Annotated in this window: 22 protein-coding genes and 2 tRNA genes; 10 read left to right on the top strand and 14 right to left on the bottom strand. The window is 60.6% G+C overall.

The window, feature by feature from the left end:
• Positions 1 to 130: 130 nt before the first annotated feature.
• A complete protein-coding gene (locus ACNKU3_RS05465; RefSeq protein ID WP_418258405.1) occupies positions 131 to 625 on the top strand; it encodes a helix-turn-helix transcriptional regulator in 495 nt (164 codons plus the stop codon).
• Positions 626 to 835: 210 nt separating this feature from the next.
• Positions 836 to 2,569, top strand: coding sequence for a bifunctional metallophosphatase/5'-nucleotidase (locus ACNKU3_RS05460; RefSeq protein ID WP_418258404.1), 1,734 nt, complete (start codon positions 836 to 838; stop codon positions 2,567 to 2,569).
• A 153-nt stretch (positions 2,570 to 2,722) separates the two neighbouring features.
• Here the strand turns inward: ACNKU3_RS05460 and ACNKU3_RS05455 are convergent, their stop codons facing one another.
• The 12 genes from ACNKU3_RS05455 to ACNKU3_RS05400 form a co-directional block, all read right to left on the bottom strand.
• The gene (locus tag ACNKU3_RS05455; RefSeq protein ID WP_418258403.1) at positions 2,723 to 3,640 is read right to left on the bottom strand and encodes an alpha/beta fold hydrolase; all 918 of its coding nucleotides are present in this window, start codon (positions 3,638 to 3,640) and stop codon (positions 2,723 to 2,725) included.
• Between the two features lie 226 nt (positions 3,641 to 3,866).
• A tRNA-Pro gene (locus tag ACNKU3_RS05450) sits at positions 3,867 to 3,943 on the bottom strand.
• Positions 3,944 to 4,000: 57 nt separating this feature from the next.
• Positions 4,001 to 4,363, bottom strand: coding sequence for a MerR family transcriptional regulator (locus ACNKU3_RS05445; protein ID WP_418258402.1), 363 nt, complete (start codon positions 4,361 to 4,363; stop codon positions 4,001 to 4,003).
• Positions 4,338 to 4,646 carry an integration host factor subunit alpha gene (ihfA, locus tag ACNKU3_RS05440; protein WP_418258401.1) on the bottom strand — a complete coding sequence of 103 codons (309 nt, stop codon included), beginning with the start codon at positions 4,644 to 4,646 and terminating at the stop codon, positions 4,338 to 4,340. The genes ACNKU3_RS05445 and ihfA overlap by 26 nt, the downstream gene beginning before the upstream one ends.
• Positions 4,647 to 4,656: 10 nt before the next feature.
• Positions 4,657 to 7,032: a phenylalanine--tRNA ligase subunit beta gene (gene pheT, locus ACNKU3_RS05435; protein WP_418258400.1), complete on the bottom strand. Its 2,376-nt coding sequence runs from the start codon at positions 7,030 to 7,032 to the stop codon at positions 4,657 to 4,659.
• A 19-nt stretch (positions 7,033 to 7,051) separates the two neighbouring features.
• Positions 7,052 to 8,065, bottom strand: coding sequence for a phenylalanine--tRNA ligase subunit alpha (gene pheS / locus ACNKU3_RS05430; protein WP_418258399.1), 1,014 nt, complete (start codon positions 8,063 to 8,065; stop codon positions 7,052 to 7,054).
• A gap of 502 nt (positions 8,066 to 8,567) precedes the next feature.
• Positions 8,568 to 8,924 (bottom strand): 50S ribosomal protein L20, encoded by a 357-nt coding sequence (rplT, locus tag ACNKU3_RS05425; protein WP_418258398.1) that lies wholly within the window; start codon positions 8,922 to 8,924, stop codon positions 8,568 to 8,570.
• A gap of 27 nt (positions 8,925 to 8,951) precedes the next feature.
• Positions 8,952 to 9,146: a 50S ribosomal protein L35 gene (gene rpmI, locus ACNKU3_RS05420; RefSeq protein WP_135443785.1), complete on the bottom strand. Its 195-nt coding sequence runs from the start codon at positions 9,144 to 9,146 to the stop codon at positions 8,952 to 8,954.
• A gap of 60 nt (positions 9,147 to 9,206) precedes the next feature.
• Positions 9,207 to 9,704, bottom strand: a complete 498-nt coding sequence (gene infC / locus ACNKU3_RS05415) for a translation initiation factor IF-3 (protein ID WP_418259024.1) — start codon at positions 9,702 to 9,704, stop codon at positions 9,207 to 9,209.
• 55 nt (positions 9,705 to 9,759) lie between these two features.
• Positions 9,760 to 11,682, bottom strand: a complete 1,923-nt coding sequence (gene thrS, locus ACNKU3_RS05410; protein WP_418258397.1) for a threonine--tRNA ligase — start codon at positions 11,680 to 11,682, stop codon at positions 9,760 to 9,762.
• Between the two features lie 168 nt (positions 11,683 to 11,850).
• Entirely contained in the window at positions 11,851 to 12,435 is a 585-nt protein-coding gene (locus ACNKU3_RS05405) for a class GN sortase (RefSeq protein ID WP_418258396.1), read from the bottom strand.
• Positions 12,436 to 12,445: 10 nt separating this feature from the next.
• The gene (locus ACNKU3_RS05400) at positions 12,446 to 14,653 is read right to left on the bottom strand and encodes a marine proteobacterial sortase target protein (RefSeq protein ID WP_418258395.1); all 2,208 of its coding nucleotides are present in this window, start codon (positions 14,651 to 14,653) and stop codon (positions 12,446 to 12,448) included.
• Between the two features lie 167 nt (positions 14,654 to 14,820).
• On the opposite strand from ACNKU3_RS05400, the gene pdsR reads away from it, so the two are divergent.
• Both pdsR and ACNKU3_RS05390 read left to right on the top strand, forming a co-directional pair.
• Entirely contained in the window at positions 14,821 to 15,519 is a 699-nt protein-coding gene (gene pdsR, locus ACNKU3_RS05395; protein ID WP_418258394.1) for a proteobacterial dedicated sortase system response regulator, read from the top strand.
• Positions 15,516 to 17,576 (top strand): ATP-binding protein, encoded by a 2,061-nt coding sequence (locus ACNKU3_RS05390; protein ID WP_418258393.1) that lies wholly within the window; start codon positions 15,516 to 15,518, stop codon positions 17,574 to 17,576. The genes pdsR and ACNKU3_RS05390 overlap by 4 nt, the downstream gene beginning before the upstream one ends.
• Here ACNKU3_RS05390 and ACNKU3_RS05385 read toward each other — a convergent pair.
• Positions 17,573 to 17,863, bottom strand: a complete 291-nt coding sequence (locus ACNKU3_RS05385) for a hypothetical protein (RefSeq protein ID WP_418258392.1) — start codon at positions 17,861 to 17,863, stop codon at positions 17,573 to 17,575. The genes ACNKU3_RS05390 and ACNKU3_RS05385 overlap by 4 nt on opposite strands.
• Before the next feature lie 77 nt (positions 17,864 to 17,940).
• Entirely contained in the window at positions 17,941 to 19,953 is a 2,013-nt protein-coding gene (gene uvrB, locus ACNKU3_RS05380; protein ID WP_418258391.1) for an excinuclease ABC subunit UvrB, read from the bottom strand.
• A 167-nt stretch (positions 19,954 to 20,120) separates the two neighbouring features.
• Between uvrB and ACNKU3_RS05375 the strand changes: the two genes are divergently transcribed.
• The 6 genes from ACNKU3_RS05375 (at position 20,121) to ACNKU3_RS05350 (ending at position 25,090) form a co-directional block, all read left to right on the top strand.
• A tRNA-Asn gene (locus ACNKU3_RS05375) sits at positions 20,121 to 20,196 on the top strand.
• Between the two features lie 107 nt (positions 20,197 to 20,303).
• On the top strand, positions 20,304 to 21,371 hold the full coding sequence (locus ACNKU3_RS05370; protein WP_418258390.1) for a tyrosine-type recombinase/integrase: 1,068 nt from the start codon (positions 20,304 to 20,306) through the stop codon (positions 21,369 to 21,371).
• A gap of 3 nt (positions 21,372 to 21,374) precedes the next feature.
• The gene (locus ACNKU3_RS05365; protein ID WP_418258389.1) at positions 21,375 to 22,076 is read left to right on the top strand and encodes a hypothetical protein; all 702 of its coding nucleotides are present in this window, start codon (positions 21,375 to 21,377) and stop codon (positions 22,074 to 22,076) included.
• A gap of 81 nt (positions 22,077 to 22,157) precedes the next feature.
• Complete coding sequence (locus ACNKU3_RS05360) at positions 22,158 to 22,391, top strand: hypothetical protein (RefSeq protein WP_418258388.1); 234 nt, start codon at positions 22,158 to 22,160, stop codon at positions 22,389 to 22,391.
• A gap of 366 nt (positions 22,392 to 22,757) precedes the next feature.
• A complete protein-coding gene (locus tag ACNKU3_RS05355) occupies positions 22,758 to 23,369 on the top strand; it encodes a hypothetical protein (RefSeq protein WP_418258387.1) in 612 nt (203 codons plus the stop codon).
• Positions 23,369 to 25,090 carry a DNA polymerase gene (locus ACNKU3_RS05350; RefSeq protein WP_418258386.1) on the top strand — a complete coding sequence of 574 codons (1,722 nt, stop codon included), beginning with the start codon at positions 23,369 to 23,371 and terminating at the stop codon, positions 25,088 to 25,090. The genes ACNKU3_RS05355 and ACNKU3_RS05350 overlap by 1 nt, the downstream gene beginning before the upstream one ends.
• Positions 25,091 to 25,451 lie beyond the last annotated feature (361 nt).

The following is a 25,451-nucleotide window of genomic DNA, read 5'->3' as shown; positions in this document are numbered from 1 at the left end:
GTGGGGGCCCGAGGGCGGAAACAGTGGCCACGGTAATCCGATGCGACCTGTTACACATCGGGCAAGTGTTCGTCAGTACCCTGTGGTACACTTGTCCCATGTGTGGTAACTGGCTGTTTATAAAGGGAAAATGAAAGATATCCTGATTATCGTGGTACTCGGCCTGATCATGTTGCTCAACTCGATGGATGTGGTGACGGACCTCGGCCTCGGTGTCCCGCTGTGGCATATCGTCGAGGAAGGCATGATCGTTCTCGCCTCGGGGATGTGTTTCGTCTACATGCTCTGGGAAATGCGGCGCCGCAAGCGCGAGGTGCTCATCCTGGCCCGCAACCTCTCGGCTACTGATAAACAGTTGCAGACCATCACCGATGAAATGCGTCGTGCCCGCAGTAATTACAGTGAGGCAATTCTCCAGCAGTTCACCGACTGGGGCCTGACCCAGAGTGAAAGGGAAGTCGCAATGCTGTTACTCAAGGGCCTGAGTTTCAGGGAGATTGCCCTGGTCCGCGACACCCGCGAAAAAACCGTCCGGCAGCAGGCCTCCACTATCTACACCAAGTCTGGCCTCGAGGGACGGCACGCCTTTTCCGCCTGGTTTCTCGAGGACCTGTTGACAGGCTGAACCGGCGCAACACGCATGCGCCGCGGAGCGCTTCGAATACCTGCCCCTCCCGACATCAGCGCGCCTGCCCCAGGCGCAAAGCAAACGTCACAATTGCTTCATAACTTCGTGATCTTGTTCCGCTTACCTTAACCAAGGAAAAAGCGCGGCAGGTTATGTTCCACAGCCTGCCAATCCATCCACAGGATTGAGAAAGCGAAGGTTTATACAATGAAACTGAATATTTCCGCATTATCTCTGCCGGCAGTCGCCTCACTGTCGCTGGCGCTCCTGGCCGCGCCCTCGCAGGCCGGCGGCGACGGTTATTTGAAGGGTGTTGCCCACTCGGGGAAAGGTCGGTTGCTGGAAGTCCAGATACTCGGCTTCAACGATTACCACGGCCACATCAAGACAGATGCTGTCGGCTTCGGCGTCACCGAAGGCGGCGGCGAGTATCTCGCGGCCAAGCTTGCCGAATTGCGCGCGGGCAAGAAATTCAGTGTCACCGTGGCCGCCGGTGACCTCATCGGTGGTTCCCCCGCCTTTTCCGGCCTGTTCCACGACGAACCCGCAGTCGAATCCCTGAACGCCATGGGGCTGGACCTCTCCGGGGTGGGCAACCATGAGTTCGACGAGGGTGTCGATGAACTGCTGCGCATGCAGAACGGCGGTTGCCACCCGCTGGATGGCTGCTACTTCCCGGACACCCCTTTTTCCGGGGCAGACTTCAGGTGGTTGAGCGCCAACGTGGTCAGCGATGTCGATGGCGCCAGCACACCCCTCCCCGCTTACTGGATCGAGAAGTTCCAGGGCGTCAAGGTCGGCTTTATCGGCATGACGCTCGAGGGTACAGCGGATATCGTCGCCGCAGCCGGCATCCAGGGTTGGGACTTCGTCGACGAAGCCGAGACTGCCAACAATCTGGTCCCGCTGCTCAAGGCACAGGGTGTCGAGGCCATCGTGGTACTGCTGCATGAAGGCGGCAACCAGCAGCCCTCCCCCGGCAATTACAACGCCTGCGAAGATTTCGTCGGCCCGGTCGCTGCGATCAATGCGGCCCTGGACCCCGAGATCGACCTGATGATCACCGGGCACACCCACCAGCCCTACAACTGCCGCCTGCCGGATGCCGCCGGGAACGACCGTATCGTCACCTCCGCCTACCAGTACGGCCGCGTGGTGACCGAGGTTACCCTGGTGCTCGACCGCAAGACCGGGGATGTCGACCGGGAGAGAAGCAGCGCCTTCAACCACGCCGTGGTGCGGGATGAACTGTTAGCCGACGCCGGCGTGAGCGCCGTGATCGAAAAATGGCAACCGCTCTACGATTCCTTCGCCAACGAGATCGTCGGCAGCGTTACCGAAGACATCAACCGGGGTCCCGACCGCGCGACAGAATCCGCCGCAGGCAACCTGGTGGCCGACGCCCAGCTCTGGGCCACCCGCGATTTCGGCAGCCAGATTGCTTTCATGAATCCGGGTGGTGTGCGCTCCGACCTGGTCTATGCCCAGTCCGACAGCGAAGGTGACGGCAATGTGACTTTCGGGGAGGCTTTCTCCTTCCAGCCCTTCAACAATGGCCTGGAAGTCCTGACCATGAACGGAGCCCAGATCGTCAGCGTGCTGGAGGAACAGTGCCAGCCCGCGGGACAGGACCGCCCTTTCCTGCACCTCGGGGTTTCCAGCGGATTCAGCTACGACCTGTTCAAAGTGATTGAAAACGGCAACTGCGTCGATGTCGCAATTACCAACGTGGCGCTCAACGGCATACCCCTGGATATGGGGGCGGACTACCTTGTAGCCGTCAACAGTTTCCTCGCCGACGGCGGTGACCAGTTCTTCACCTTCCCCGAGGCATCCAACCGGATCAGTTGGGGCCTGGACCTCGACGCGCTCACCTCCTTCCTGGGTGAGTTCAGCCCGGTCGCGCCGCCACCGACTGACCGGGTCAACGAGTTGAACTGATCACCCTGACTGTGCCAGGCGGTACCAGCACGCCATTTGGTCCACAGCCGCGGTTTGTCAGGACCGCGGCTTTTTATTGCAGGCCCACTCTCGTAGCGAAAACGCTTTGAATTAGACAGGTGCTGGCAAACACCGGGTTCTAAGTCTTGCCCCCTAACCGCGACTCGCTATCCAGGTCAGCACGACGCCCTTGAGCGCGGCGACAAACGCGAAGGGCTGGTCGATCTGCGGGTAATGACTGGTGCCGGGAATGATAAAGACCGGTACTGCGGGCCCGTTCAGTTCGCCCATCCGGTCGGCGACATCGGCTTCAGCGAGGTGGGTAAACTCGGAATAAAGGGCGGCGCCGTGACAGGCGAGCTTCCCCAGGGCATCTTTCAACTCCAGGGCGAGGTCGATGGTCGCGCCCTGGGCCGGGTCGTACTTCGTCGTCCAGCCACCGTCGGTTTCGCGAAATGAATGTTCGGCGATGTAATCGACGACAAACGTATTGCTGACCTCCTGCAGGGGAGCGGGTGCAAGGCGGAATTTCGCTAGCGCCTCTTCCCGGCTCGGATAGACTTTTGCCGGGCGCGGCTCGAAGGTCCGCCCCTTCAGGATTTTGACGGCATGGTCCTTTTCCAGTTCGTCGTAGCGCAGCCCGTCGATGGCGATCACACCCAGGAATTGTTTTCCATGAGCCTGCGCCGTCCGCACGACCCACTGGGCACCGGCGCTATGCCCCACCACAGTGGGCGGGCACTTTGCTGAAAACATACCGGAATCAGCACAGACTGAGAGTATCTCTGCGCTAATCGAGTCCTGCCCGTAGGAATCACGCCGACCGGAATCGCCACTGCCGGCGGGATCGAGTGCGATAACGTGGAACTGGTCGGCCAACAGGGGGGCTACGTGTGCGAACCAGTGTGCATGACCTCCGCTGGGCGGAACAAACACCAGTCCCGGACGCTTCCGGTCACCCCAACGCAGGTAGTGTATCGCGCAACCGTCGACCTGGACGATACAGCTTTCCCGAGGCGTGTGGATGGCGCGAACAAACCAGTCGGGCGCACTCTCGGGATGTTGCGACATGGACATCGACTCCAGGCTATTTTATTCGTTTTTCGGTTATCGGCTTGCGTCTCGACGAGTCCTGGCAGCGGGCGGGGAAATAGCCTGCGGTAGTTCATCGCGATATTGGTTTGCGACGTGGACTGGGAGAGCGAACCGGACGTTTCCGGATGAGAGTATGCCTGAAATGAAAAAGCCGATCACTGTAGTGTGATCGGCTTTCGACTGAGCAGGAATTTTTGAAATTTGGTCGGGACGGCAGGATTTGAACCTACGACCACCACACCCCCAGTGTGGTGCGCTACCAGACTGCGCTACGCCCCGAAAATCGCATCGTTTGCGAGGGCGGCATTATACTCAAAACCGCCCTGCTTACAAACTCTATTTCGATGGAGACAGGGTTTTCAGCAGTTCTTCCAGCTCTTCGATGGTTTCCCGGATCACGGCCTGGATGTGTGTGTCGTCGCTGCTCTCGACATCGTCGGTCATGCGCTGGCGGGCGCCGCCGATGGTGTAGCCCTGGTCGTAGAGCAGGCTGCGGATCTGGCGGATGGTGAGGACATCCTCGCGCTGGTAGTAGCGGCGGTTGCCCCGCCGCTTGACCGGCTTCAGCTGGGGAAACTCCTGCTCCCAGTAACGCAGCACGTGCGGTTTGACCGCACAGAGTTCACTCACTTCCCCTATGGTGAAATACCGCTTGCCCGGGATCGCGGGCAATTCATGGTTGTTGCTCGGTTCCAGCATATTCTTCCACTCGGGCTTTCAGCTTTTGCCCTGGACGGAATGTCACCACCCTGCGCGCAGAGATGGGGATTTCCTCGCCGGTTTTGGGGTTGCGCCCGGGGCGCTGACTCTTGTCCCGCAGGTCGAAATTGCCGAAACCGGACAATTTGACCTGCTCGTTGTTTTCAAGGCACGAACGAATCTCTTCGAAAAAGAGTTCGACGATTTCCTTGGCTTCACGCTTGTTGAGCCCCAGTTCCTCGAACAGGCGCTCAGCCATTTCGGACTTGGTCAGCGCGGTCATGTCCCCTCACCTAGCTCCTGAGCTCGGCATTGTAGTTTTTTTCCAATGAATCAATTACTTGATTCACGGCCAGATTGACATCTTCCTCACTAAGAGTGCGCGATAGATCGCAGAATGTCAAACCAATAGCTAGACTTTTTCTTTTAGGATCAATGCCTTTGCCCTCATACACATCAAAGAGGGTTAAGTCCCTGAGGTAAGTTCCCGCTGAGGCACGAACATTTGCGACGATATTTCCGGCCGCTACTTCCTTGTCCACCACGATGGCGAGGTCGCGGCGCACTTCCGGGTATTTGGAAACCTCGCTGAAGGCCGGTATCCCCGCTGTGAGGACCGCCGACAGCAGGATTTCGCAGACGTAGACAGTGCCATTGATATCCAGCGCCTTGCCCACCTGGGGATGCAGCGCGCCGATATAGCCTACGACTTCTCCATTGCGCAGTACGCTGGCTGTCTGCCCCGGATGCAGTGCATCCCGCTGGGCGGCGCTGAACTGGATTTCCCCGCTTACGCGCGCAAGTTCGAAGAGGCTCTCCAGGTCGCCCTTCAGGTCAAAGAAATCAACCGCTTCGGCTTTCTGGGTCCAGCTCTCCGCATGGCGCGGGCCGTAAACCAGCATGGCGAGCGCGGGTTCCTGTTCGAGGCCATCCTTGCCCGGCAGGAAACGCAGGCCGGATTCGAACATCCGCACGCGGCCCTGCTGGCGGCTGGTATTGCGCAGCAGGGCCGACAGGAGGCCGGGCAACAGGCTGGTGCGCATCACCGACATGTCCGCGGAGATCGGGTTGCTCAGGGACACCGGCTCGATGCCGGGGTCGATCAGCTGCTGTACCCGCGGTTCGACAAAACTGTAGGTGATCGCCTCGCGGTAGCCGCGCGCGGCGAGGTGCGCCCGCAACCGCGGCATGCCGACCTGGCTTTCCTGGTAGGCGGGAATATGCAGCGCCGACTTGATCGCGGTTACCGGCAGGTTGTTGTAGCCGTAGACGCGGGCCAACTCCTCCAGCAGATCCGCCTCGATGCTCATGTCGAAGCGCCAGCTGGGCACGCTGCAGCGCCAGCCGCCATCGATTTTGTGGACGCCGAGACCGAGCCCGGAGAGGATACGTTCGACTTCGTCTCCCGCCATGCCAAAGCCGAGCATGCGCGGGATACGCTCTTCACGCAGAGTGATGTCCGCGCGGACCGGCAGGTGTTCGGCGGCGACGGTGGATTCGAGCGGACCGGCTTCGCCGCCGACGATGTCCAGCAGCAGCGCGGTCGCGCGCTCCATCGCCTGTGCCTGCAGTTCAAAGTCGACCCCGCGCTCGAAGCGGTGCGAGGCATCGGTATGCAGGCCGTAGGAGCGAGCCTTGCCGGCGAGCAGGTCAGGCGTAAAAAAGGCCACTTCGAGGAACACGTCGCGGGTCATCTCACCCACGCCACTGCCCTCCCCGCCCATGATCCCGGCCATGCCGAGGGCGCGCTCGTGGTCGGCGATCACCAGGGTTTCCGCGTCCATCTCGATGGACTGGCCGTCGAGCAGGACCAGTTCCTCGCCGGCCGTGGCGGTGCGCACGCGAATGCCGCCGCTCAATTTGGCGAGGTCGTAGGCGTGCATGGGCTGGCCCAGTTCCATCATCACGTAGTTGGTGACGTCCACCACCGGATCGATGGAGCGCAGGCCCACCCGGCGCAGTTTTTCCTGCAGCCACAGGGGGCTCGGGCGGCGAATATCGATATTGCGGATTACCCGGCCGACAAAACGCGGACAGCGCTCCGGCGCTTCCAGCGTGACCGGGAAAACGTCGTCGATGGCGGGCGCCACCGGTGCGATCTGCGGCCCCTCGACCGGCAACCTGTTGAGCAGGCCGACCTCGCGGGCGATACCCCGCAGGCCGAGGCAGTCGGCGCGATTGGGGGTCAGGCCAATTTCGATAATCCTGTCGTCCAGGCCGAGGTAGTCGCGCAGGTCGACACCCAGGGGCGCGTCTGCGGCCAGCTCCATCAGGCCCTCGTCCGCGTCGGACAGGTCCAGTTCCTTTTCGGCGCAGAGCATGCCGACGGATTCAACGCCGCGCAATTTCGCCTTCTTGATCTTGAAATCGCCGGGCAGTACGCCGCCAACCATCGCCAACGGTGCTTTCAGGCCCGGGCGGGCGTTGGGCGCGCCGCAGACGATCTGCAGCGTTTCCGCACCGGTGCTGACCGCGCAAACCCGCAGCTTGTCGGCGTCCGGGTGCGGCTCCGCACGCAGGATTTCCCCGACAATCACGCCGCTGAAGTCCCCGGCGACCGGGTCGATCGCGTCGACCTCGAGGCCGGCCATGGTGATCTGGTGGGCCAGTTCTTCCGTCGACAGTTCCGGACTGACCCATTCCCGCAACCACTGTTCACTGATAATCATGTTTCGTCTCTCACCCTGGTCAGAACTGCTCGAGGAAGCGCAGGTCGTTGTCGAAGAACAGGCGCAGGTCGTTCACGCCGTAGCGCAGCATGGCCAGGCGCTCCACGCCCATGCCGAAGGCAAAACCGCTGTATTTTTCCGGGTCGATGTTGGATTTCTCGAATACGCTGGGGTGAACCATGCCGCAGCCGAGAATCTCGATCCAGCCGGTCTGGCTGCACACGCGGCAGCCGCTGCCGCCGCAGTTCACGCACTGGATGTCCACTTCCGCCGAGGGCTCGGTGAAGGGGAAGTAGGACGGACGGAATCGTACCGCGAGGTCTTTCTCGAAAAACACCTGCAGGAACTGCTCGATCAGGCCCTTGAGGTCCGCGAACGAAGAGTGCTCGTCGATCAACAGCCCCTCCACCTGGTGGAACATCGGCGTGTGGGTCAGGTCGGAATCGCAGCGGTAGACGCGCCCCGGGCAGATCACCTTGAGCGGCGGCTCGGTAGTTTCCATCACCCGCACCTGTACCGGTGAAGTATGCGTGCGCAGCACCGTGTGCTCGTCCACGTAAAATGTGTCGTGCATCGCCCGCGCCGGGTGGTGTGCGGGAATGTTGAGCGCCTCGAAGTTGTGGTAGTCATCCTCGATCTCCGGGCCTTCCACCACATCAAAGCCGATGGCGCTGAAGAAAGCCTCCATCCGCTCCATGGTGCGGGTGATCGGGTGCAGGCCGCCGGTGGACTGGCCGCGTCCGGGCAGCGTGACGTCGATGGTCTCCGCCGCGAGTTTGGCCGCCACGGCGCTGGTTTCGAGGTCGCTCTTGCGAGTGCCGATGAGGTCCTGCAATTCCTGCTTGACCACGTTGATCAGCGCGCCGGCCTTGGGGCGTTCCTCGGCCGACAACTGGCCGAGCCCCTTGAGCAGCGCGGTCAGCTGGCCCTTCTTGCCGAGGTAGTCGACGCGCAGCTGTTCCAGCGTGGCGCCGTCCTCGGCGGCTTCGATTTTGGTCCTGGCCTCGGTGGCCAGTGCTTCGAGGTTTTCCATGCGGTGTGTCTCGATGTCGTGTTGTGTTCGATTTGTTGTGTCGCGTATTCCCGCACTGCTGAGGCGCAGGGGCCATACGGGACTCGCCGTGAATACATCCGTGTAGGCTCGGGGCGCGCATCCATGCGCGCCACGGTCCCGTATGGCCCCTGCGCCTCACCAGCGCTACCTTTTGTGCTCCGAAACCGGTATCGGAGCGTACGCACAGGCATATGCACTCGTTGCTCAGGAGCACAGAGCATTCCCCATGAGGATTCGGGACCGTCAGCGGCCATGGATGGCCGCTGCCGAGCCCCCACGGACGGGTTCACGGCGTGTCCCGAATCCTCATGGGGAATGGTCTGGGCGGGCGACAAAGCCCCCGACTCTATCCCAAAAATGCTGCGTGACGATGTTTGGGCACCATTTTCACGAGCAAAAAAGAAGGGAAAGAGCGAAGCCCTTTCCCTTCTTGTACTTCAGTGTAGCCAGCGAACCGCGACGAATCGCGGTGGGGGTGGGCTTAGGCCAGAGCGGCCTTCGCTTGCTCCACAACCGCTGCAAAAGCAGGCTTGTCGTGTACCGCCAGGTCCGCCAGGACGCGACGATCCAGACCGATGTCAGCCTTTTTCAGGCCGTCGATCAGCTTGCTGTAGCTCAGGCCGTTAGCGCGGGACTGGGCGTTGATACGGGTGATCCACAGCGCGCGGAACTGACGCTTGCGCTGACGACGGTCACGGTATGCATACTGCCCGGCCTTGGTAACGGCCTGCTTGGCAACTCGAAACACGCGGCTGCGGGCACCGTAGTAACCTTTGGCCTGTTTCAGGATTTTCTTGTGACGGCGATGTGCCACCACACCACGTTTTACGCGAGGCATAAGTCTTCTCCTTTCCTATTTAACCGGTTACTTGGCGCGCAGCATGCGATCGATCAGAACCTCATCACTCTTGTGAATCATGGAGGTTCCACGCAGCTGACGCTTCCGCTTGGTGGTCATCTTGGTCAGGATGTGGCTTTTGTACGCGCTTTTACGCTTGTAGCCGCCGGCGGTTTTCTTGAACCGTTTGGCAGCGCCGCTGTGAACTTTTGCTTTTGGCATTTTCAAATACTCCGCATTTAGCAGTAAAAACAATGAAGCGAATAAGGCGTCACAGTGCCGTTATTGCTTCTTCTTCGGTGCGATCACCATTGTGAGCTGTCGGCCTTCCATTTTCGGGAATTGCTCGACAGAACCCAATTCGGCCAGGTCGGTTTCTACTCGTTTGAGTAATTCCATACCGATTTCCTGGTGGGCCATTTCACGCCCGCGAAAACGCAGGGTGACTTTGGCTTTATCGCCTTGCTCTAGGAAACGTACCAGGTTGCGTAGCTTGACCTGGTAATCCCCTTCTTCCGTCCCTGGACGAAACTTCATTTCTTTGATTTGCGTCCGCTTCGCCTTTTTCTTCTGCGCAGCTTTCTGTTTCTTCGCCTCAAAGATATGTTTCCCGTAGTCCATGATCTTGCAGACTGCCGGGTCTGAATCAGCTATCAGAACGAGGTCCAACCCTGCGGCTTCAGCCGCTGCCTTGGCCTCGCTTAAAGAAACGATACCAACCTGCTCGCCATCGGCTCCGATCAGGCGAACCGGGTCCGACGTGATCTGGTCGTTGGTCAGCGCCTTTTTGCTGGCGCCTTTAGTGTCTTTCTTGATGCTGATGCTGAGTTCTCCACTAATCAATTGCAATACGACCGCGGCGCAATACGTCCCCGGTGATGACCTGCGTGAACGCGTCGAGATCCATCGATCCCAGGTCTTCACCACGACGTGCGCGAACGGCCAGCGTCTGTGATTCCACCTCTTTATCCCCTACCACAATGAGGTACGGGACCTTCTGAAGAGTGTGCTCGCGGATTTTAAAGCCGATCTTCTCGTTTCTCAAGTCCGAAATCACCCTGAAACCTTTGTTTTTTAAGGAATCTTCCACAGTTTTGGCGTATTCGGCCTGCTTGTCGGTGATATTCAGCACTACGGCCTGGGTCGGCGCCAGCCAGGTGGGGAAGACCCCCTCGTAGTGTTCGATGAGAATACCGATGAAGCGCTCGAAGGAACCGAGGATGGCCCGGTGCAGCATCACCGGCACCTGGCGGGAGCCGTCTTCGGCCACGTACTGGGCGTCGAGGCGCCCCGGCATGGAGAAATCCACCTGTATTGTGCCCAGCTGCCAGACCCGGCCAATGCAGTCCTTCAGTGAAAATTCGATCTTCGGCCCATAGAAGGCGCCCTCACCCGGCAGTTCCTGCCAGGGCAGGCCCTGGGCGTCGAGGGCGTCAGCCAGGGCTTTTTCGGCGCGGTCCCAGTCGGCATCGGAGCCGACCCGCTGTTCCGGGCGGGTGGACAGGCGGTAGATCACATCGCTGAAACCAAAATCCGCGTACACGCTGTGCAGGAAATCAATAAAGGACGACACTTCCGACTGGATCTGGTCCTCGGTACAGAAAATATGGGCGTCGTCCTGGGTGAAGCCTCGCACCCGCATGATGCCGTGCAGCGAGCCGGAGGGTTCGTTGCGGTGGCAGGAGCCGAACTCCGCCAGGCGCAGCGGCAGGTCGCGGTAGGACTTCAGGCCCTGGTTGAACACCTGCACGTGGCAGGGACAGTTCATGGGCTTGACCGCGAAGTGGCGCTCCTCGGACTGCAGCATGAACATGTCGTCGCCAAACTTGTCCGCGTGGCCGGATTTCTGCCACAGCGACAGGTCCACCAGCTGCGGGGTCTTGATTTCCTGGTAGCCATGCTCGCGCTGCTTCTGGCGCATGTACTGTTCGATGGTCTGGTAGATGCTCCAGCCCGGCGGGTGCCAGAACACCATGCCCGGCGCCTCTTCCTGGGTGTGGAAGAGGTTGAGCTTCTTGCCGATCTTGCGGTGGTCGCGCTTCTCAGCTTCCTCGATACGGTGCAGGTAGGCCTTGAGATCCTTCGGGTTGGCCCAGGCGGTGCCGTAGACCCGCTGCAGCATCTCGTTCTTGGCGTCGCCGCGCCAGTAGGCCCCGGCCACCTTGGTCAGCTTGAAGGCCTTGAGCTTGCCAGTGCTGGGCACGTGGGGGCCGCGGCACAGGTCCATCCAGGCGCCCTGCCGGTAGATCGAGATCTCCTCGCCCTCGGGCAACTCCTGGATGATCTGTACCTTGTAGCGCTCGCCCATCTGGCGGAACATTTCGATGGCCTGTTCCCGGCTGCAGACCACCCGCTCCACCGGCTGGTCTTCCCGGGCGATTTCCTCCATGCGCTGCTCGATCTTCTCGAGGTCTTCCGGGGTGAAATTGTGGCCGGTGGCAAAATCGTAGTAGAAGCCGTCCTCGATGACGGGACCAATGGTCACCTGCACGCCGGGAAACAGCTGCTGGGTGGCCTGGGCCAGCAGGTGGGCCGTGGAGTGGCGAATGATCTCGAGGCCGGCCTCGTCGCGTTCGGTGATGATCGCCAACTGGACGTCGCCCTCGATCACGTAGGAGGTATCGACTTCGCGACCGTTGACCACGCCAGCGAGGGCGGCCCTGGCGAGCCCCGGACCGATATCGGCGGCGACTTCGTGAACAGAAACCGGGTTATCGAATTGACGCTGGTTGCCGTCAGGCAGGGTAATAACAGGCATGAGCTTTCCTTTTGCCAGTGGTGACCCCTACTAAAGGCCACGTGAGTAAGCTTGCGGGCGACAACCGCAAAACGGCGGCCCGGAATAAAAACGGCCGGCATGGTAACACAGACCGTTATTCCGGCGCAGCCGGGATGATGTAAAGAGTTGGAGAAACCCGCCCCCGGATTACAGGTTAAAAACCGGGAGGGTCTGCTCCAGGGTGGCGTTGACCACGTAGCGCAGCGGTCCGCCGGGGTCCAGTGAGTCAAACGGGTAGCAGGTGACCAGTTGCAGCTGCGCCGTGTCCGGCGCATATGGCAACGCTGCCGGCTTGCGGGTGTCGATGACCTCCGCCCCGCTCACCGCGAACACCCGCCAGTTTCCGTCTTGCAGTTGCAACGCCACGCGCATGCCCGGGGTGATTTCCCGCAGGAAACTGAAGTGGGTATCGCGGTGACCACCGATGACAGCGATGCCCGGCGTTCCGGGTATGGCGCCGGCGGCATCCAGTCCGGGGCCGAAGGCCAGGGCGTTGCCGCGGGTACCCGCAAGCACGAACTGCTCTACCGACAGCTCCGGCACACGCAGATGCGCCACCGGCCAGGTATCGGCCCAGGGCCAGGGTTTGTGAGCCACGCCATCGGCGAGTTGCATGTCCCAGGCGGACGCCACCAGCAGGGGCGCCAGCAGTGCCTTGGCATGAATCAGGCCCGCCGTACCCAGTTGCTGCAACCCGGCGGCGAGCAGGGGAAGCAGCCAGTACCAGCGCATGCGGGCCTTCCTAGTGTGCCGGGGCATGACGGTCAGCCTCCGGCCGGCGCAGGACATACACCAGCAGCGCAATGAACAGGCACATGCTGCCGAGCAGGACGTTGGCCCGCGCAGAGGTCGCCGTCCGGGGATAGGCATAGGGCTGTGGAGCCTGGCCGGCTGGACGGGTGTTGGGGAGCGCACCCTTGCGCAGCAGCGCCGACGCGGGCCGGGAAACCTGTTCCTCGATCGCGACAAAACTGGTGTAAGGGCTGAGCAACTGGTGAGTCAGGGCAACCTCGAGTACCTGCTGGCGCACTTTCTCCTCGTCTTCCCCGGCGCTGCGCAGGGCCAGCAGCACGGCGATCTTGCGACGGGCCCAGACACTGCCGATCCCAGCCCCGCTCTCCGCCTGGGCCGGGAAGGGTATCTGTTGGCGCCACCCCTCTCCCGCCAGGGTGCCCGAGACGGTCACGCTGCCGGTTGGCAGTTGGCGGCCAAAATGTACCGCCTGCACCAGGGGCTCGCCGCGATAGAGGTCCGGCACCCGCGCCGGCCAGGCGTCACTGGTTGTGGGCCAGTGGACCTTTAAACCCGCGGCCAGAGGGCTGTTGATACGCTGGAACAGTTCATCGATCTGCGTGTCCACTTCATCCGCCTGGCTGACCTGGACGCTGAACCCCCGGCCCGCGGCGGCGGCCCGCTGCATGAACCAGTGATTGGGCGCCGTGCCGATACCCACGGTAAACAGGCGGCTGTCGCCCAGTTGCCGCTGGATTGCGTCGAACAGTGCCTGCTCATTGCCGACCGCGCCATCGGTGATGAATATGACCTGGCGGATACGCGGTGGCGCGGCTGGCGAGGGTTCGCCGTCACCTTCTGGCGCCAGCGCGAGTGCCAGTGCGGGCAGCATCTCGGTACCGCCGGAAGCATCGAGGTGGCGCACGAATTCGCCCGCCTGGGCCAGCCGGTGGGGGCTTGCTGCTTGCGGGCTGCGGTAGAGCGCGCGGATATTGGAGTCGAAGGCGATGATGTTGAAGCGGTCCTCCGGGCGCAGTTGCGCCAAGCCCTTGCGCAGCCCCGACTTTGCCTGCCGAATCGACTCGCCGCCCATGGAGCCGGAGGTATCGATCACGAACACCAGGTCCCGGGGCAGCACGCTGGCGGCTTTTGCCAGGGCTGGCGGCACTATCATCAGCAGGCCGTAATAATCCTCCCCTACCCGTTCGGTGAACAGTGCCGCGCGCGGGCTGGTGCCGCTCACGGGGCGCCAGTGGAGCGCAAAGTCCCGATCCATCTCGCTGACCCCATCGGCCAGTTCCAACTGATAACGCTCGCCATCACGGGACAGGCGGACCCGGTGATAGAGCGCTTCCACGCTGGCCAATGGCATCCCCGCATCCAGCAGGATATCGAAACGCACCGGGTTCAGGGGATCCCGGTCAGAGCCCTCCCGGGGGTAGTGGTAGGGGGTAATTGCAGCTGCATCGGGGACCTGGTCAGTGGGTATCGCCCAGCCGCTGGCGTTATCGAGGAGCAGGGTCCCGCCTTCCGGATGGCTGTCGATGGGCGTGCCCGGTATGTAGCGTGGCGTCAGGGTCGTGGGGACCCGCAGGGAAAACTCGCCGCCGTCGAAACTGGCCAGTTGCACGTATTCAAGGCGCACCGTGACGGATTCTCCCGGGCCGATATTGGCGATCCGGTTGGTGAACAGGTTGGGCCGCTGCTGTTCCACCAGCGCCGCCTTTTTCCCCTCGGACTTCGCCGCCTGGTACGCCGCTGCCGCTGCCTGGCGTTCGCGGATGCGGCCGAGCACCAGGCGGTCACCCACCTGCATTTCCAGCCGCCGCACGGCGGCGTCGGTGGGCAGGGGGAAAGTGTAGATACCCTCCTGCCACAGCCCTGTCTGGTTCTCGAAGCGCTGTTCCATTTCGACAATCGCCACCATCCCGGTGATCTGCATGCGCACCCGGGTTTCCTGGGTTAACGCGGGGGTAAAAGCGCCGCTGGCACTGTCGTGCCACAGGATGGCGCCTGCGCCCTCCTCCACTGGCCGGCTGTAGTCGCGAAAACTTCCCGCGGATTCCGGTAGTGATGTGTCACCCGCGACCGTCGTGGCAGACACCTGTGCGATGGACACACAGGCAATCGCAACGACCAGGCAGTAGCGTACAAGGCCGCTGGCGCGCACCGGTGATACAGCGCCTGACTTTGCCCGCGCCATGATCGAACATTCCATAATGAGCCTCCTTTGCTGGTAGCGGACTCATTACAGCGCGCCATTGCGGCACGGGCGGGGCTGGAATGCGGCAAAGCGGTGATCAATTGTGGCGAAATATGGCGTGCGCTTGAGCCACAGGCGCGTATCTGGAACCATGTGCGTTTGCCCCCAATGGCGCAGGCGACATGCCCCGACATATTGCAATCGTGGAAGACGAAAAGGACCTCGCTGACAATTACCGCGATGCCCTGCTGCGTCACGGCTTCAAGGTTTCCCTTTACCCCAGCCGGCGCGCCGCCAGCAGCGCCTTCCAGCAGCAACTGCCCGATCTCGCCATCATCGACGTCGGCCTGGGCGAGGACTTCGAGGGCGGTTTTGAACTGTGCCGCGAACTGCGCGGGCTCTCGGCGGAATTGCCCATCGTCTTCCTGACCGCGCGGGACGCCGAACTGGACATTATTTCCGGCCTGCGCCTGGGCGCCGATGACTACCTGACCAAGAACATCAGCCAGGCTCACATGCTGGCGCGTATCGTGGCGTTGCTGCGCCGGGTACAGGCGCTGCGCGCACCGGAAACCGGCGAGCAGCAATTCCAGCGCGGGCAGCTGTCACTGAATATCGAACGTATGAGTACGCACTGGCGCTCCCAGCCGGTACCTCTCACTGTGACCGAATTCTGGATGGTTCACGCACTGGCGCGGCGGCCGGGTCACGTGCGCAACCGGCAGCAATTGATGGACGCCGCCAATGTCGTTCTCGATGACAGCAGCATCACCTCCCATATCAAGCGCATTCGCCGCAAGTTCCAGGCGGTGGACCCGGCGTTTGACGCCATCGCCACCGCTTACGGCATGGGCTATCGCTGGAACGACCAGCACGCATGAGCCTGCGCCGCCAACTGCTGCTGGTCAGCCTGCTGTTGCTGGCGATTCCCTGGGCCGGTAGCCAGTTCATCCGGGAAACCGAGTTCGCCCTGCGACAGGGCCAGGTTCGTTCGCTGGAGGCCGCCGCGCGCGCGATTGCCGCGAGCTTCAGCGACCGCCTGCAACTCATCTACCCGCAGGCCGGGCGCATGAGCGAACCACCGGCCGGGGCACGCTCGCTCTACGCCCCGCCGGCGGAGGCGCCGATCCAGCTCGACGGTTACGCAGAGGGCTGGCCCTCGGGCTGGAGCGGCGAGTTCGTCAACGACAGCCCGACGCTGCCGCTGGTATTACGCTATCGCGCCGCCACGCGGGGCAACCAGCTGTACCTGTTGCTGCAGGTAATGGATAAGCAGCCGGTCTACGACAACCCCGGTATCTCCAGGGAACCCAATGGCGATCGCGTGCTACTGAGCACCTGGCTGGACGCCAGGCGCCAGGAGTATGTCATCTCCACCGCTGCACCGGGCAAGGTGCGCGGGCAGTTTGCCGGCCGTCGCCACCCGGGCATTGCAGCGGAGAGCATCCAGGGCTACTGGCAGGACACCGCCGATGGCTACACCCTGGAATTGACCCTGCCGCTGGCTATCACCGGGGGCCGCCTGGGTATCCTGGCGATCAATGTCGGTCCGGGGCAGGCGAATCCGACTACCGCCGGCAATATGGATCTCCTCGCCACCCGCGCCCCGCCCTGGCTGCTGTATTCCCCCACGCCCCTGCGCGACGCCCTGCGCGCCTTCGCCGAACCCGGCCAGGTTCTCCAGGTCCTCGAGGGCAGTGCGCGGGAAGTCGCCCGGATCAGCGCGCCTGCCTCTGGGACACCCGCCAGTACCGGCCGCCCCTTCTGGCTGCTGCGCTGGCTCTATCGCCACCTGCTGACTACCGGTGAATACCCGGACCCGCCCCCGGTGGCCGCCGATGGAACGCTGGCTGCGGCGGAGGTGGAACAGGCGATACAGGGCCTTGTCGCCAGCACCTGGTACCGCGACAGCACAGGCAGGATGGTGCTTGCCACCGCCGCGCCCGTTCGCGACTCACTGGGACAGGTGCGCGCGAGTGTGCGCATCAGCCAGGACAGTGAAGAGTATCTCTCGCTGACCGACCAGGCCTTCGGCAGCCTTTTGGGATACAGCCTGCTTGCCATCGGCCTGGCCATGCTGGGGCTGCTCGGCTATGCCAGCCTGCTGTCCTGGCGAATCGGCCGCTTGAGCCGGGCGGCCAACCGCGTGGTACAGCGCGGCCAGATCAATCTGGACGCATTTCCCCGCAGCAGGGTGCCCGACGAAATCGGCGACCTCTCGCGCAACTATGCGCACCTGCTGGGCGAGCTGTATACCTATAACGAGTACCTGCGCACATTGTCGCGCAAACTATCCCACGAATTGCGCACGCCGATCGCGGTTATCCAGTCCTCCCTGGACAACCTGGAAAATACCCCAGGGGAAAGCGCCGCGCCTTACCTCGAGCGGGCCCGCAGCGGCCTTTCCCGCCTCAACCGGATCCTGACCGCAATGACCGAGGCCAGCCGGGTGGAGGAAAGTGTGCGCGGCGAAATGCTGCAGCCGGTGGATCTTTCAGCCCTGTTGCGGGAGATTCTTCCCGCCTACAGCAGCGCCTGGCCGCAGCGGAACTTTGTCCTGCACTGTGCCCCGGAACGCGCGTTGATCCAGGGATCCTCGGACCTGCTGGTCCAGGCCCTGGACAAGCTGGTCGATAACGCTGCCTCCTTCAGCCCCGAGGGAAGCAGTATCCGGCTGTCCCTGAAGGAACTGGGGGAAAGTTATGCGCTGGAAGTGGAAAACCAGGGTCCCCTGCTTCCCGAGGGTATGCAGGGCAGGCTGTTCGAAGCGATGGTTTCGATCAGGGAGTCCCGGGGCAATGACGTTCACCTGGGACTCGGGCTGTATATCGTGAAGCTGATCGTGGAGCACATGGGTGGCCAGGTGTACGCATTCAACCGGCCCGACCAGGGCGGCGTTACCCTGCGCCTGCTGCTGCCGCGCAAACGCCCGGTTTAATCGTCTTTCTTCTTGTGATCGCGATCATCGAGCTTGTCGCGCAGGTCATCCTGCTGGTCAAGGACATTCTCCCTGGCGTCGTCCATCTTGCCCCTGGCGTCTTCCTTTTTCTGCTGGGCAAGCTTATCCGGATCGCAGGGGCCATGTACGCCGACGGTGGCTTGCATCGCGGCATTGCGCGCGGCTTTCTCCGCATTGCAGTCAATGAGTCGTGGCTTGTCCGCCAGCGCGGGAGCCGCGGCCAGCAACAGGCCGAAAATGACGGGGACTGCTTTCAGAGTATTCATGATTGCTTGCTCCTGGGTTTGAAAGCGGATTTTCACGCTACCTGACTATAGTGCAGTCACCTGCCTGCTCCAGCAGGTTACCTGACAAATGCCTGCTGCTTCAGTTCCGCCAACTGGTCGCGCAGTGAGGCCGCCTGTTCGAACTCGAGATTTTTCGCGTGCTCCAGCATCTGCGCTTCCATCTGCTTGAGCTTGCGGGCCAGTGCCTCCGGCGTGAGGTTTTCCACCTCCGCAGCGTAGCTGACCCGCGGTTCGGCGGCCTTGCGACCCTTGCCCTTTGCCGGTGAGCGGCGCGCCCCTTCCATGATGTCCTGTACCGACTTCTCGACCCCGCGCGGGATGATGCCGTGTTCGGCATTGTGCGCGAGTTGCCTTTCCCGGCGCCGTTCGGTCTCGGCGATAGCGCGTTCCATCGAACCGGTCATCACGTCCGCGTAGAGTATCGCCCGGCCATTGAGATTGCGGGCGGCCCGGCCGATGGTCTGGATCAGGGAGCGCTCGGAACGCAGGAAGCCCTCCTTGTCTGCGTCGAGAATGGCCACCAGCGAGACCTCGGGCATATCCAGGCCTTCGCGCAGCAGGTTGATGCCGACCAGCACGTCGAACTTGCCGAGGCGCAGGTCGCGGATGATCTCGACCCGCTCCACCGTGTCGATATCCGAGTGCAGGTAGCGCACGCGGACATTGTGGTCACCGAGGTATTCGGTGAGGTCCTCGGCCATCCGCTTGGTCAGCGTGGTGACCAGTACGCGCTCGCCGCGGGCGACGGTGTCGTTGATCTGGCCCAGCAGGTCGTCCACCTGGTTGCTGGCCGGGCGCACCTCGATGCCCGGGTCGACCAGCCCCGTGGGCCGCACCACCTGCTCCACCGTCCTGCCGGCGTGTTCGGTTTCGTAGGGACCGGGCGTCGCCGAGACGTAAATCGCCTGGGGACAGAGCCGCTCCCACTCCTCGAAACGCAGCGGCCGGTTGTCCAGCGCCGAGGGCAGGCGGAAGCCGTACTCCACCAGGGTCTCCTTGCGCGAGCGGTCGCCCTTGAACATGGCGCCGATCTGGGGAATGGTGACATGGGATTCGTCGACGATCACCAGCGAGTCGCTGGGCAGGTACTCGAACAGGGTCGGCGGCGGCTCCCCGGCCGCGCGCCCGGACAGGTAGCGCGAGTAGTTTTCCACGCCCTGGCAGTAACCCAGTTCCCGGATCATCTCGATGTCGTAGCGGGTGCGCTGCTGCAGGCGCTGGGCCTCCACCAGTTTGCCCGCCTCGTTGAGCTGCTTGAGGCGGTGGTCCAGTTCCAGCTCGATCTGCTCGACGGCATCCAGCATGACGTCGCGGCTGGTGACGTAGTGGGTCTTGGGGAAGATGGTCACCCGGGGCACCTTGCGTTCCACCGCGCCGGTCAGCGGGTCGAAGATCATCAGGTTGTCGATCTCCTCGTCGAACAGCTCCACCCGGATGGCGTCGCGCTCGGAATCTGCGGGGAAAATATCGATCACGTCGCCGCGCACCCGGTAGGTACCGCGGGTGAAATTCACATCGTTGCGGGTGTACTGCAGCTCCGCCAGCTGGCGCAGGATCTGCCGCTGGTCGATAAACTCCCCCCGCGACAGGTGCAGGACCATGCGGAAATAGGATTTCGGGTCACCCAGGCCATAGATGGCCGACACGGTCGCCACGACCAGGCAGTCGGGGCGCTCCATCAGCGCCTTGGTGGCGGACAGGCGCATCTGCTCAATGTGGTCGTTGACCGAGGAATCTTTCTCGATGTAGGTATCCGAGGACGGCACGTAGGCCTCGGGCTGGTAGTAGTCATAATAGGAAACGAAATACTCCACCGCATTGTGCGGGAAGAACTCGCGGAACTCACCGTACAACTGGGCCGCCAGCGTCTTGTTGTGGGCCATCACCAGGGTGGGCCGCTGCAAGGCCTCCACCACGTGGGCCATGGTAAAGGTCTTGCCCGAGCCGGTTACCCCCAGCAGGATCTGCGAAGCCAGGCCCGCCTGGGCGCCCTCCACCAGCTGGCGGATGGCCGCGGGTTGGTCGCCGGCGGGCTGGTAGCTTGATTCGACCTTGAAGGGGCGGGACACAGCGATCGGGACCTCGTGCTGGCTGAAAAATAGCCACGTATTATCATCTACTTAGCCCTATTTTTCAGCCTTGGCGGCGGAACAGAAAAAATCTCTGTTCGAGCCCATTTTGCTGTTGACCACTACGGGTCCGATCATTAATATACGCGACCTCTGGTTAAGTCCATTCCGCCTTAGCTCAGTTGGTAGAGCAAATGACTGTTAATCATTGGGTCGCTGGTTCGAGCCCAGCAGGCGGAGCCATTTTTATCTTTAGATAACAGGACGTTATCTAAACCCTCAAGTGAAGTGCAAAAGGGTTGGGTACAAAATAAGTACCCAGCCCGTTTCTCATTCACGGGAGGGTCCTCATGGCCACCATTTTGACTACCCAGAACGGCAAATATAAGGCTGTTCTGCGCGACGCCAAAGGGCGGTACATCCGCTCCAAAACTTTCACTCGTAAGACCGACGCCCGCGCCTGGGCACGCCGTATGGAAGCCGACCAGGAAGCCATGGTAGCCCTCGGCGAGGTCGGTGCACGCCTGCCTTTCTCAACGCTGGTACGCCACTACTTGGATGCCTATAAAGGAAAGGACACTTCCAGGCTGGGCCAAATCCGTTGGTGGGCGGCGAAATTTGCCGACCGCGCTTTGGCCACTATCACCGCTGATGATATTCGTGGCGCGCTGGACGACTACACCCAAGGCGACGCCCTGCGTTGGGACGGCGTCGCGTCCGGTGGTAAACCGAAGTTCACCTCTCGAGGCACTCGCCGCAAACCTGCCACGGTCAACCGGATGCGGGCTGCTTTGGCGAGCCTGTTCCGGTATGCCATCGATCAGGGCTGGCTGTCCCGCAATCCCGTTCATAGTGTCCGGAGCCGCCCAGAACACAACAAGCGCGTTCGTTACCTGTCTGCTGAGGAGCGCACAGCACTACTCGCCGCGTGCCGGGCTAGCCCCTGGCGTCGTCTTTACCTCTTAGTCCTTATGGCGCTAATGACTGGAGCCCGTCAGGGGGAACTGCTTGCCCTCTCCTGGGAGAAGATCGATTTTGCCGCTCGCACCGCGTATCTGGCGCACACCAAGAACGGGGAGCGCCGGGTAATCACCCTCCCCCAACCGGTCATCGAAGAGTTGATGCGTTTCCGGGCCCCCGCCGGCTTGTTGTTCCCTGGCGAGAAGTACCCCCAAAAACCCTACCATTTCCGCAAGCATTGGGATCGCGCGTTGAGCCAGGCAGGTATTCAGAACTTCCGGTTCCATGATCTGCGCCACTCTGCCGCAAGTTATCTGGCCATGAACGGCGCCTCGCTAATTGAAATTGCGGACGTCCTGGGTCATAAATCCCTCCAGACCACGCAGCGTTACGCCCACCTGTCGATTGAACACAAGCAACAGCTGACAGATCGTGTATTCAACACGTTGGAGCTCTAGACCATGGTGACTGACTGGAACGACATCCCGCTCACCGAGTATTACCTGCCGGAATCGGAAGTGCGCAAACGTATAAAAACTGTATTCGATACGTCAGCCAAAAGTGGAGAGAAACATCAAGCAGCCCGGGATCTTCGTGACCAATGCATCGCATATCTCGAGGTTGATGATGCGGGAAGTATGCCCACGTGTTTGACCCACTACCTCTCAAAGATGCTTGAACTCGAATACGCGAAATTGCTCATCCCCCCGAAGCCGCGGCAGGAGCGGGATGACAAAATACCCCTTCGCATTCGCCGAGATGCGGCTATCTACTCACGCGTACTCACCCATCAACGAGCGCAGCAGAAAACCAATGCCAAAAATGCACGCGAAAAGAACAAAAAAGGAGGCAAGAAACCGCGGCGAGGGAGCGTGCTACAGCAACCGCCCAATGAGTTGAACTACGACAGTGTTAGTGCGTACTTCGAGGAACAAGGCGTAGCCATTAGCGAAGCGAGCGTAGGGCGTGCAGTGCACGAGTTCAAGCCACTCCTAGTGGTACTCGAAGCCACTCATGGGCTCCAGACCATACCTACAGCGCAAGACATTCGACAAGCGCTGCAGCACTACAAAGGCAAGATCGCTGCCGGAGATTTCGACCTTGTAGATGCGCTGACTGCAGAAGCCCTTATCTCTTCAATACCAGCTAAATGGCTTGAATAGCTGATCGTGCTATAGCCCCAATCCTCCCGGAAAATCAACCTCAATAGCTCACGAGAGCACGAGAAACCGGGAGGAACTTCCATGACACACCCCCAAACACCTGCTCATACTGACGCGGCAGAAGAACTGCGCGAATACGTTGCGTCTTCTGACCTGCCGAGGCTTTTCCCAAGGCAATTCTCCACAGCGCAAATCCAGTGGGTTATGCGCCAGCGCCATGTCAATGGGCTGGAGCACGCCGTCATCAGACTCGGTAAAAAGCTTTACGTGCACCTGCCGAGTTTCAGGGACTGGGTGGTCGCCCAACGCAACTAGCCACTCCCAGCACCTTTGGGGGGGGCAGGTTGCGCTGGGCCTTGCACGGACGCTGACGCACTTCCACCAATGCCTCCTTGTCCTTCCCCATTTTTACTTCACGAAATAGGAGAGTTAACAATGTCTGAGAAAGTTTTCTGCCCCGGATGTAATCAGATGCGGAAGATAAAGTCGTTCACAATCCCCTCTATATATATTCCCGCTGATGGGAGTAAGCCGATCAGCTACTTCCTGTGTACTCCGTGTGGGCACCGCCTGTTGCGTCGCCAAACCAGGCTCCCACTGCTGGAGAATATCGAATCTAACCTCACTGCGGGCCGCTACCCACTGCAATAAAGCCGAACGAGACAGAGAAGGATGAACGCCATGGAACAAGACAAACCTGATGCAAATCAACAGACCAATATCGACGATATAGCCACGAGGGGATCTGAGTTTGACCCCAGGAACTTAACACTGCCACAGGACTTTGGGGGTGGCAGCGCTGTGACAAAAGCCCTCCTCACCATTCCTGTGAGGAAACCCAATCGCCATGAGTTTATCAGGGTCAAACCGGGTGAGGAAAACCGCCTTGAGGTGGCCGTGCTCGAGCTCAAGGAAGAACGCGAAACCTACCTTATCGCTCCACAGCTGGTCTCAACGCTGGGCGACGAGGTTAGCAGGAAGGTACTTCGTGTGACCATGAATCGCCAGGGTGTCTTGACACTTTGGCCCATCAAATTGCCCGGAGCGGATGGGCGCCTCGATAACTGGAGTCACTCTGCTCTCCAAGCAGCAGAGATAGCAGAGACCCGTTGGGTTCGTATTGCGTCCAATATGAGCTTAGGTGCCTATGACGTCTATCCAGCAGCAGCTGATATCCCTGAACCTGAGTGGCCCGACAGGCCGTTGGAAGAGATTCTCAGGGTCGCATTCACCGGCCGGCTCGTCACCGCACTGGATCATCCCGTCATTCAACGGCTTTACGGTAAGGTCTAGTGGACGTCGGCTTACACCAATTTGACGAAGTTTGGCTGGTTGATTTTGAATTCATTGCACCGCCTGGCCACATTCCTAGAGTGGTTTGTCTGGTCGCGCATGAATGGTATTCCGGCAGGACAATCAAGCTCTGGGAAGATGAACTTCGGAGCCAGACTTCGCCACCCTATTCTATCGGGGAGAAAGGCCTCTTCGTGGCCTACTACGCAAGTGCTGAGCTCGGGTGTCACCTCGCTTTGGGCTGGGGGTTACCGGTGCACGTGCTGGATCTGTACGTTGAATTTCGTAACTTGACCAATGGATACACCCTTCTTCAAGGAAGCGGCTTGTTGGGCGCATTGGCCTACCACGGCCTTCCCAGCATGGAATGCGTTGAAAAGGAGGCGATGCGTGATCTCATTCTCGGTGGTGGGCCCTGGACCACCAACGAGAAAGCCAAAATTCTGGATTACTGTGAGAGTGATGTTCTAGCGCTTGGTAGATTGCTACCCGCAATGCTGCCAGCGCTGGACCTTCCGAGGTCCATTTATCGGGGCCGGTATATGAAGGCCGTTGCTCATATCGAACGGAACGGCATCCCCCTTGATGCCGCCCGCTTGACTTTCCTGCGTAGCTGCTGGGACGAGGTACGGCTTGCGGCAATCAAACATCTTGATAAAGGTACTGACGTTTACGAAGGTAGCACCTTTAAGCTGGCGAAGTGGATCCATTGGCTGCGCGTGCACAACATCCCTTGGCCAACTCTGGCTAGCGGTCAACTGGACATGTCCGATGAAACTTTTGACCGGATGGCGCAACTCTACCCCGAAGTCGCCCCTATACAACACGTCAGAGGTGTTCTCGCACAACTTCGGCTGCCAGACTTAGCTGTCGGCCCAGATGAGCGGAATAGATGTCTTCTGTCTCCCTACCGTTCTAGAACAGGGAGGAACCAGCCGAGCAATTCCCACTATATTTTCGGCGCTGCGGCCTGGCTCAGAACCCTGATACGTCCACTGCCGGGTATGGGCATAGCCTACATCGACTGGTCGCAACAGGAGTTTGGTATTGCCGCGGCGCTGTCGGGTGACGCATTGATGGCAGCTGCGTACAGGTCTGGCGATCCGTACCTTGCATTCGCGATTCAGGCAGGAGCCGCACCCAAAGAGGCGACAAAGGAAACGCATGGCGAGGTGCGTGCTCTTTTTAAGGCCTGTGTGCTCGCCGTGCAGTACGGGATGAGCGCCGAAGGACTCGCAAAACGCCTGGGGGTCTCCGTAGCCAAGGGTCGGGAGTTACTTTCCCTCCACAGAACAACCTATCGAGTTTTCTGGCGGTGGCTGGATGGAGTCGTTGACTATGCCATGCTTCATGGGCGGCTTTGGACTCGATTTGGCTGGACAATTCATGTAACTGAATCCCCAAACCCTCGCTTCTTGCAAAACTTTTTAATGCAAGCGAACGGTGCTGAGATGCTTCGGCTCGCCTGTTGCCTGGCCGTAGAGCAGGGAATCAAAGTCTGTGCAACGGTTCATGACGCGGTATTAATAGAAGCACCAATTGAATCCTTACAGGCGCAGGTTGCCTCAATGCAAGGCGCGATGCGCGAGGCAAGCATCATTCTTCTTGACGGGTTTCCGCTAGAAACGGAAGTAGAGGTCATTGAGTCCCCGAATAGCTACCACGATGCTCGAGGAGACGCGATTTGGTCCTTGATAGGGCAATTCATGGGTGAACTATAGATAGAGATACCTTGTGCATAACTGCAACAAATCCTGCGCACTCATGCTCACCCGTACCTTCTATTCTATATCTAGAGGAGTGTATTAATTGATTGTTGACATTCTTGACGTGTTCAACGCAGGAGAAGGCGTTGGACACAAACAAAATAGGCGGAATATTCTCCCTCGGCACGGTAAAGGTGAGAGATTCTTGAAAGGTCCCATTCCCTGGACCTGGTTATCACTTTCAGCCCAACTACCTGGTAGAGCACTCCACGTTGGGATTGTACTCTGGTTCTTGGCGGGCATAAGGGGCGAACCCAGTGTCAAGCTCTCATACAAAGTACTAGGTGAACTTGGTGTTAACCGACATGCAGCCTAC

This window comes from Haliea sp. E17, assembly GCF_048323675.1.
Taxonomy (GTDB): domain Bacteria; phylum Pseudomonadota; class Gammaproteobacteria; order Pseudomonadales; family Halieaceae; genus Mangrovimicrobium.
Note: the sequence above shows the minus strand (reverse complement) of the source record. Positions and strands in the feature narration are given on the sequence as shown.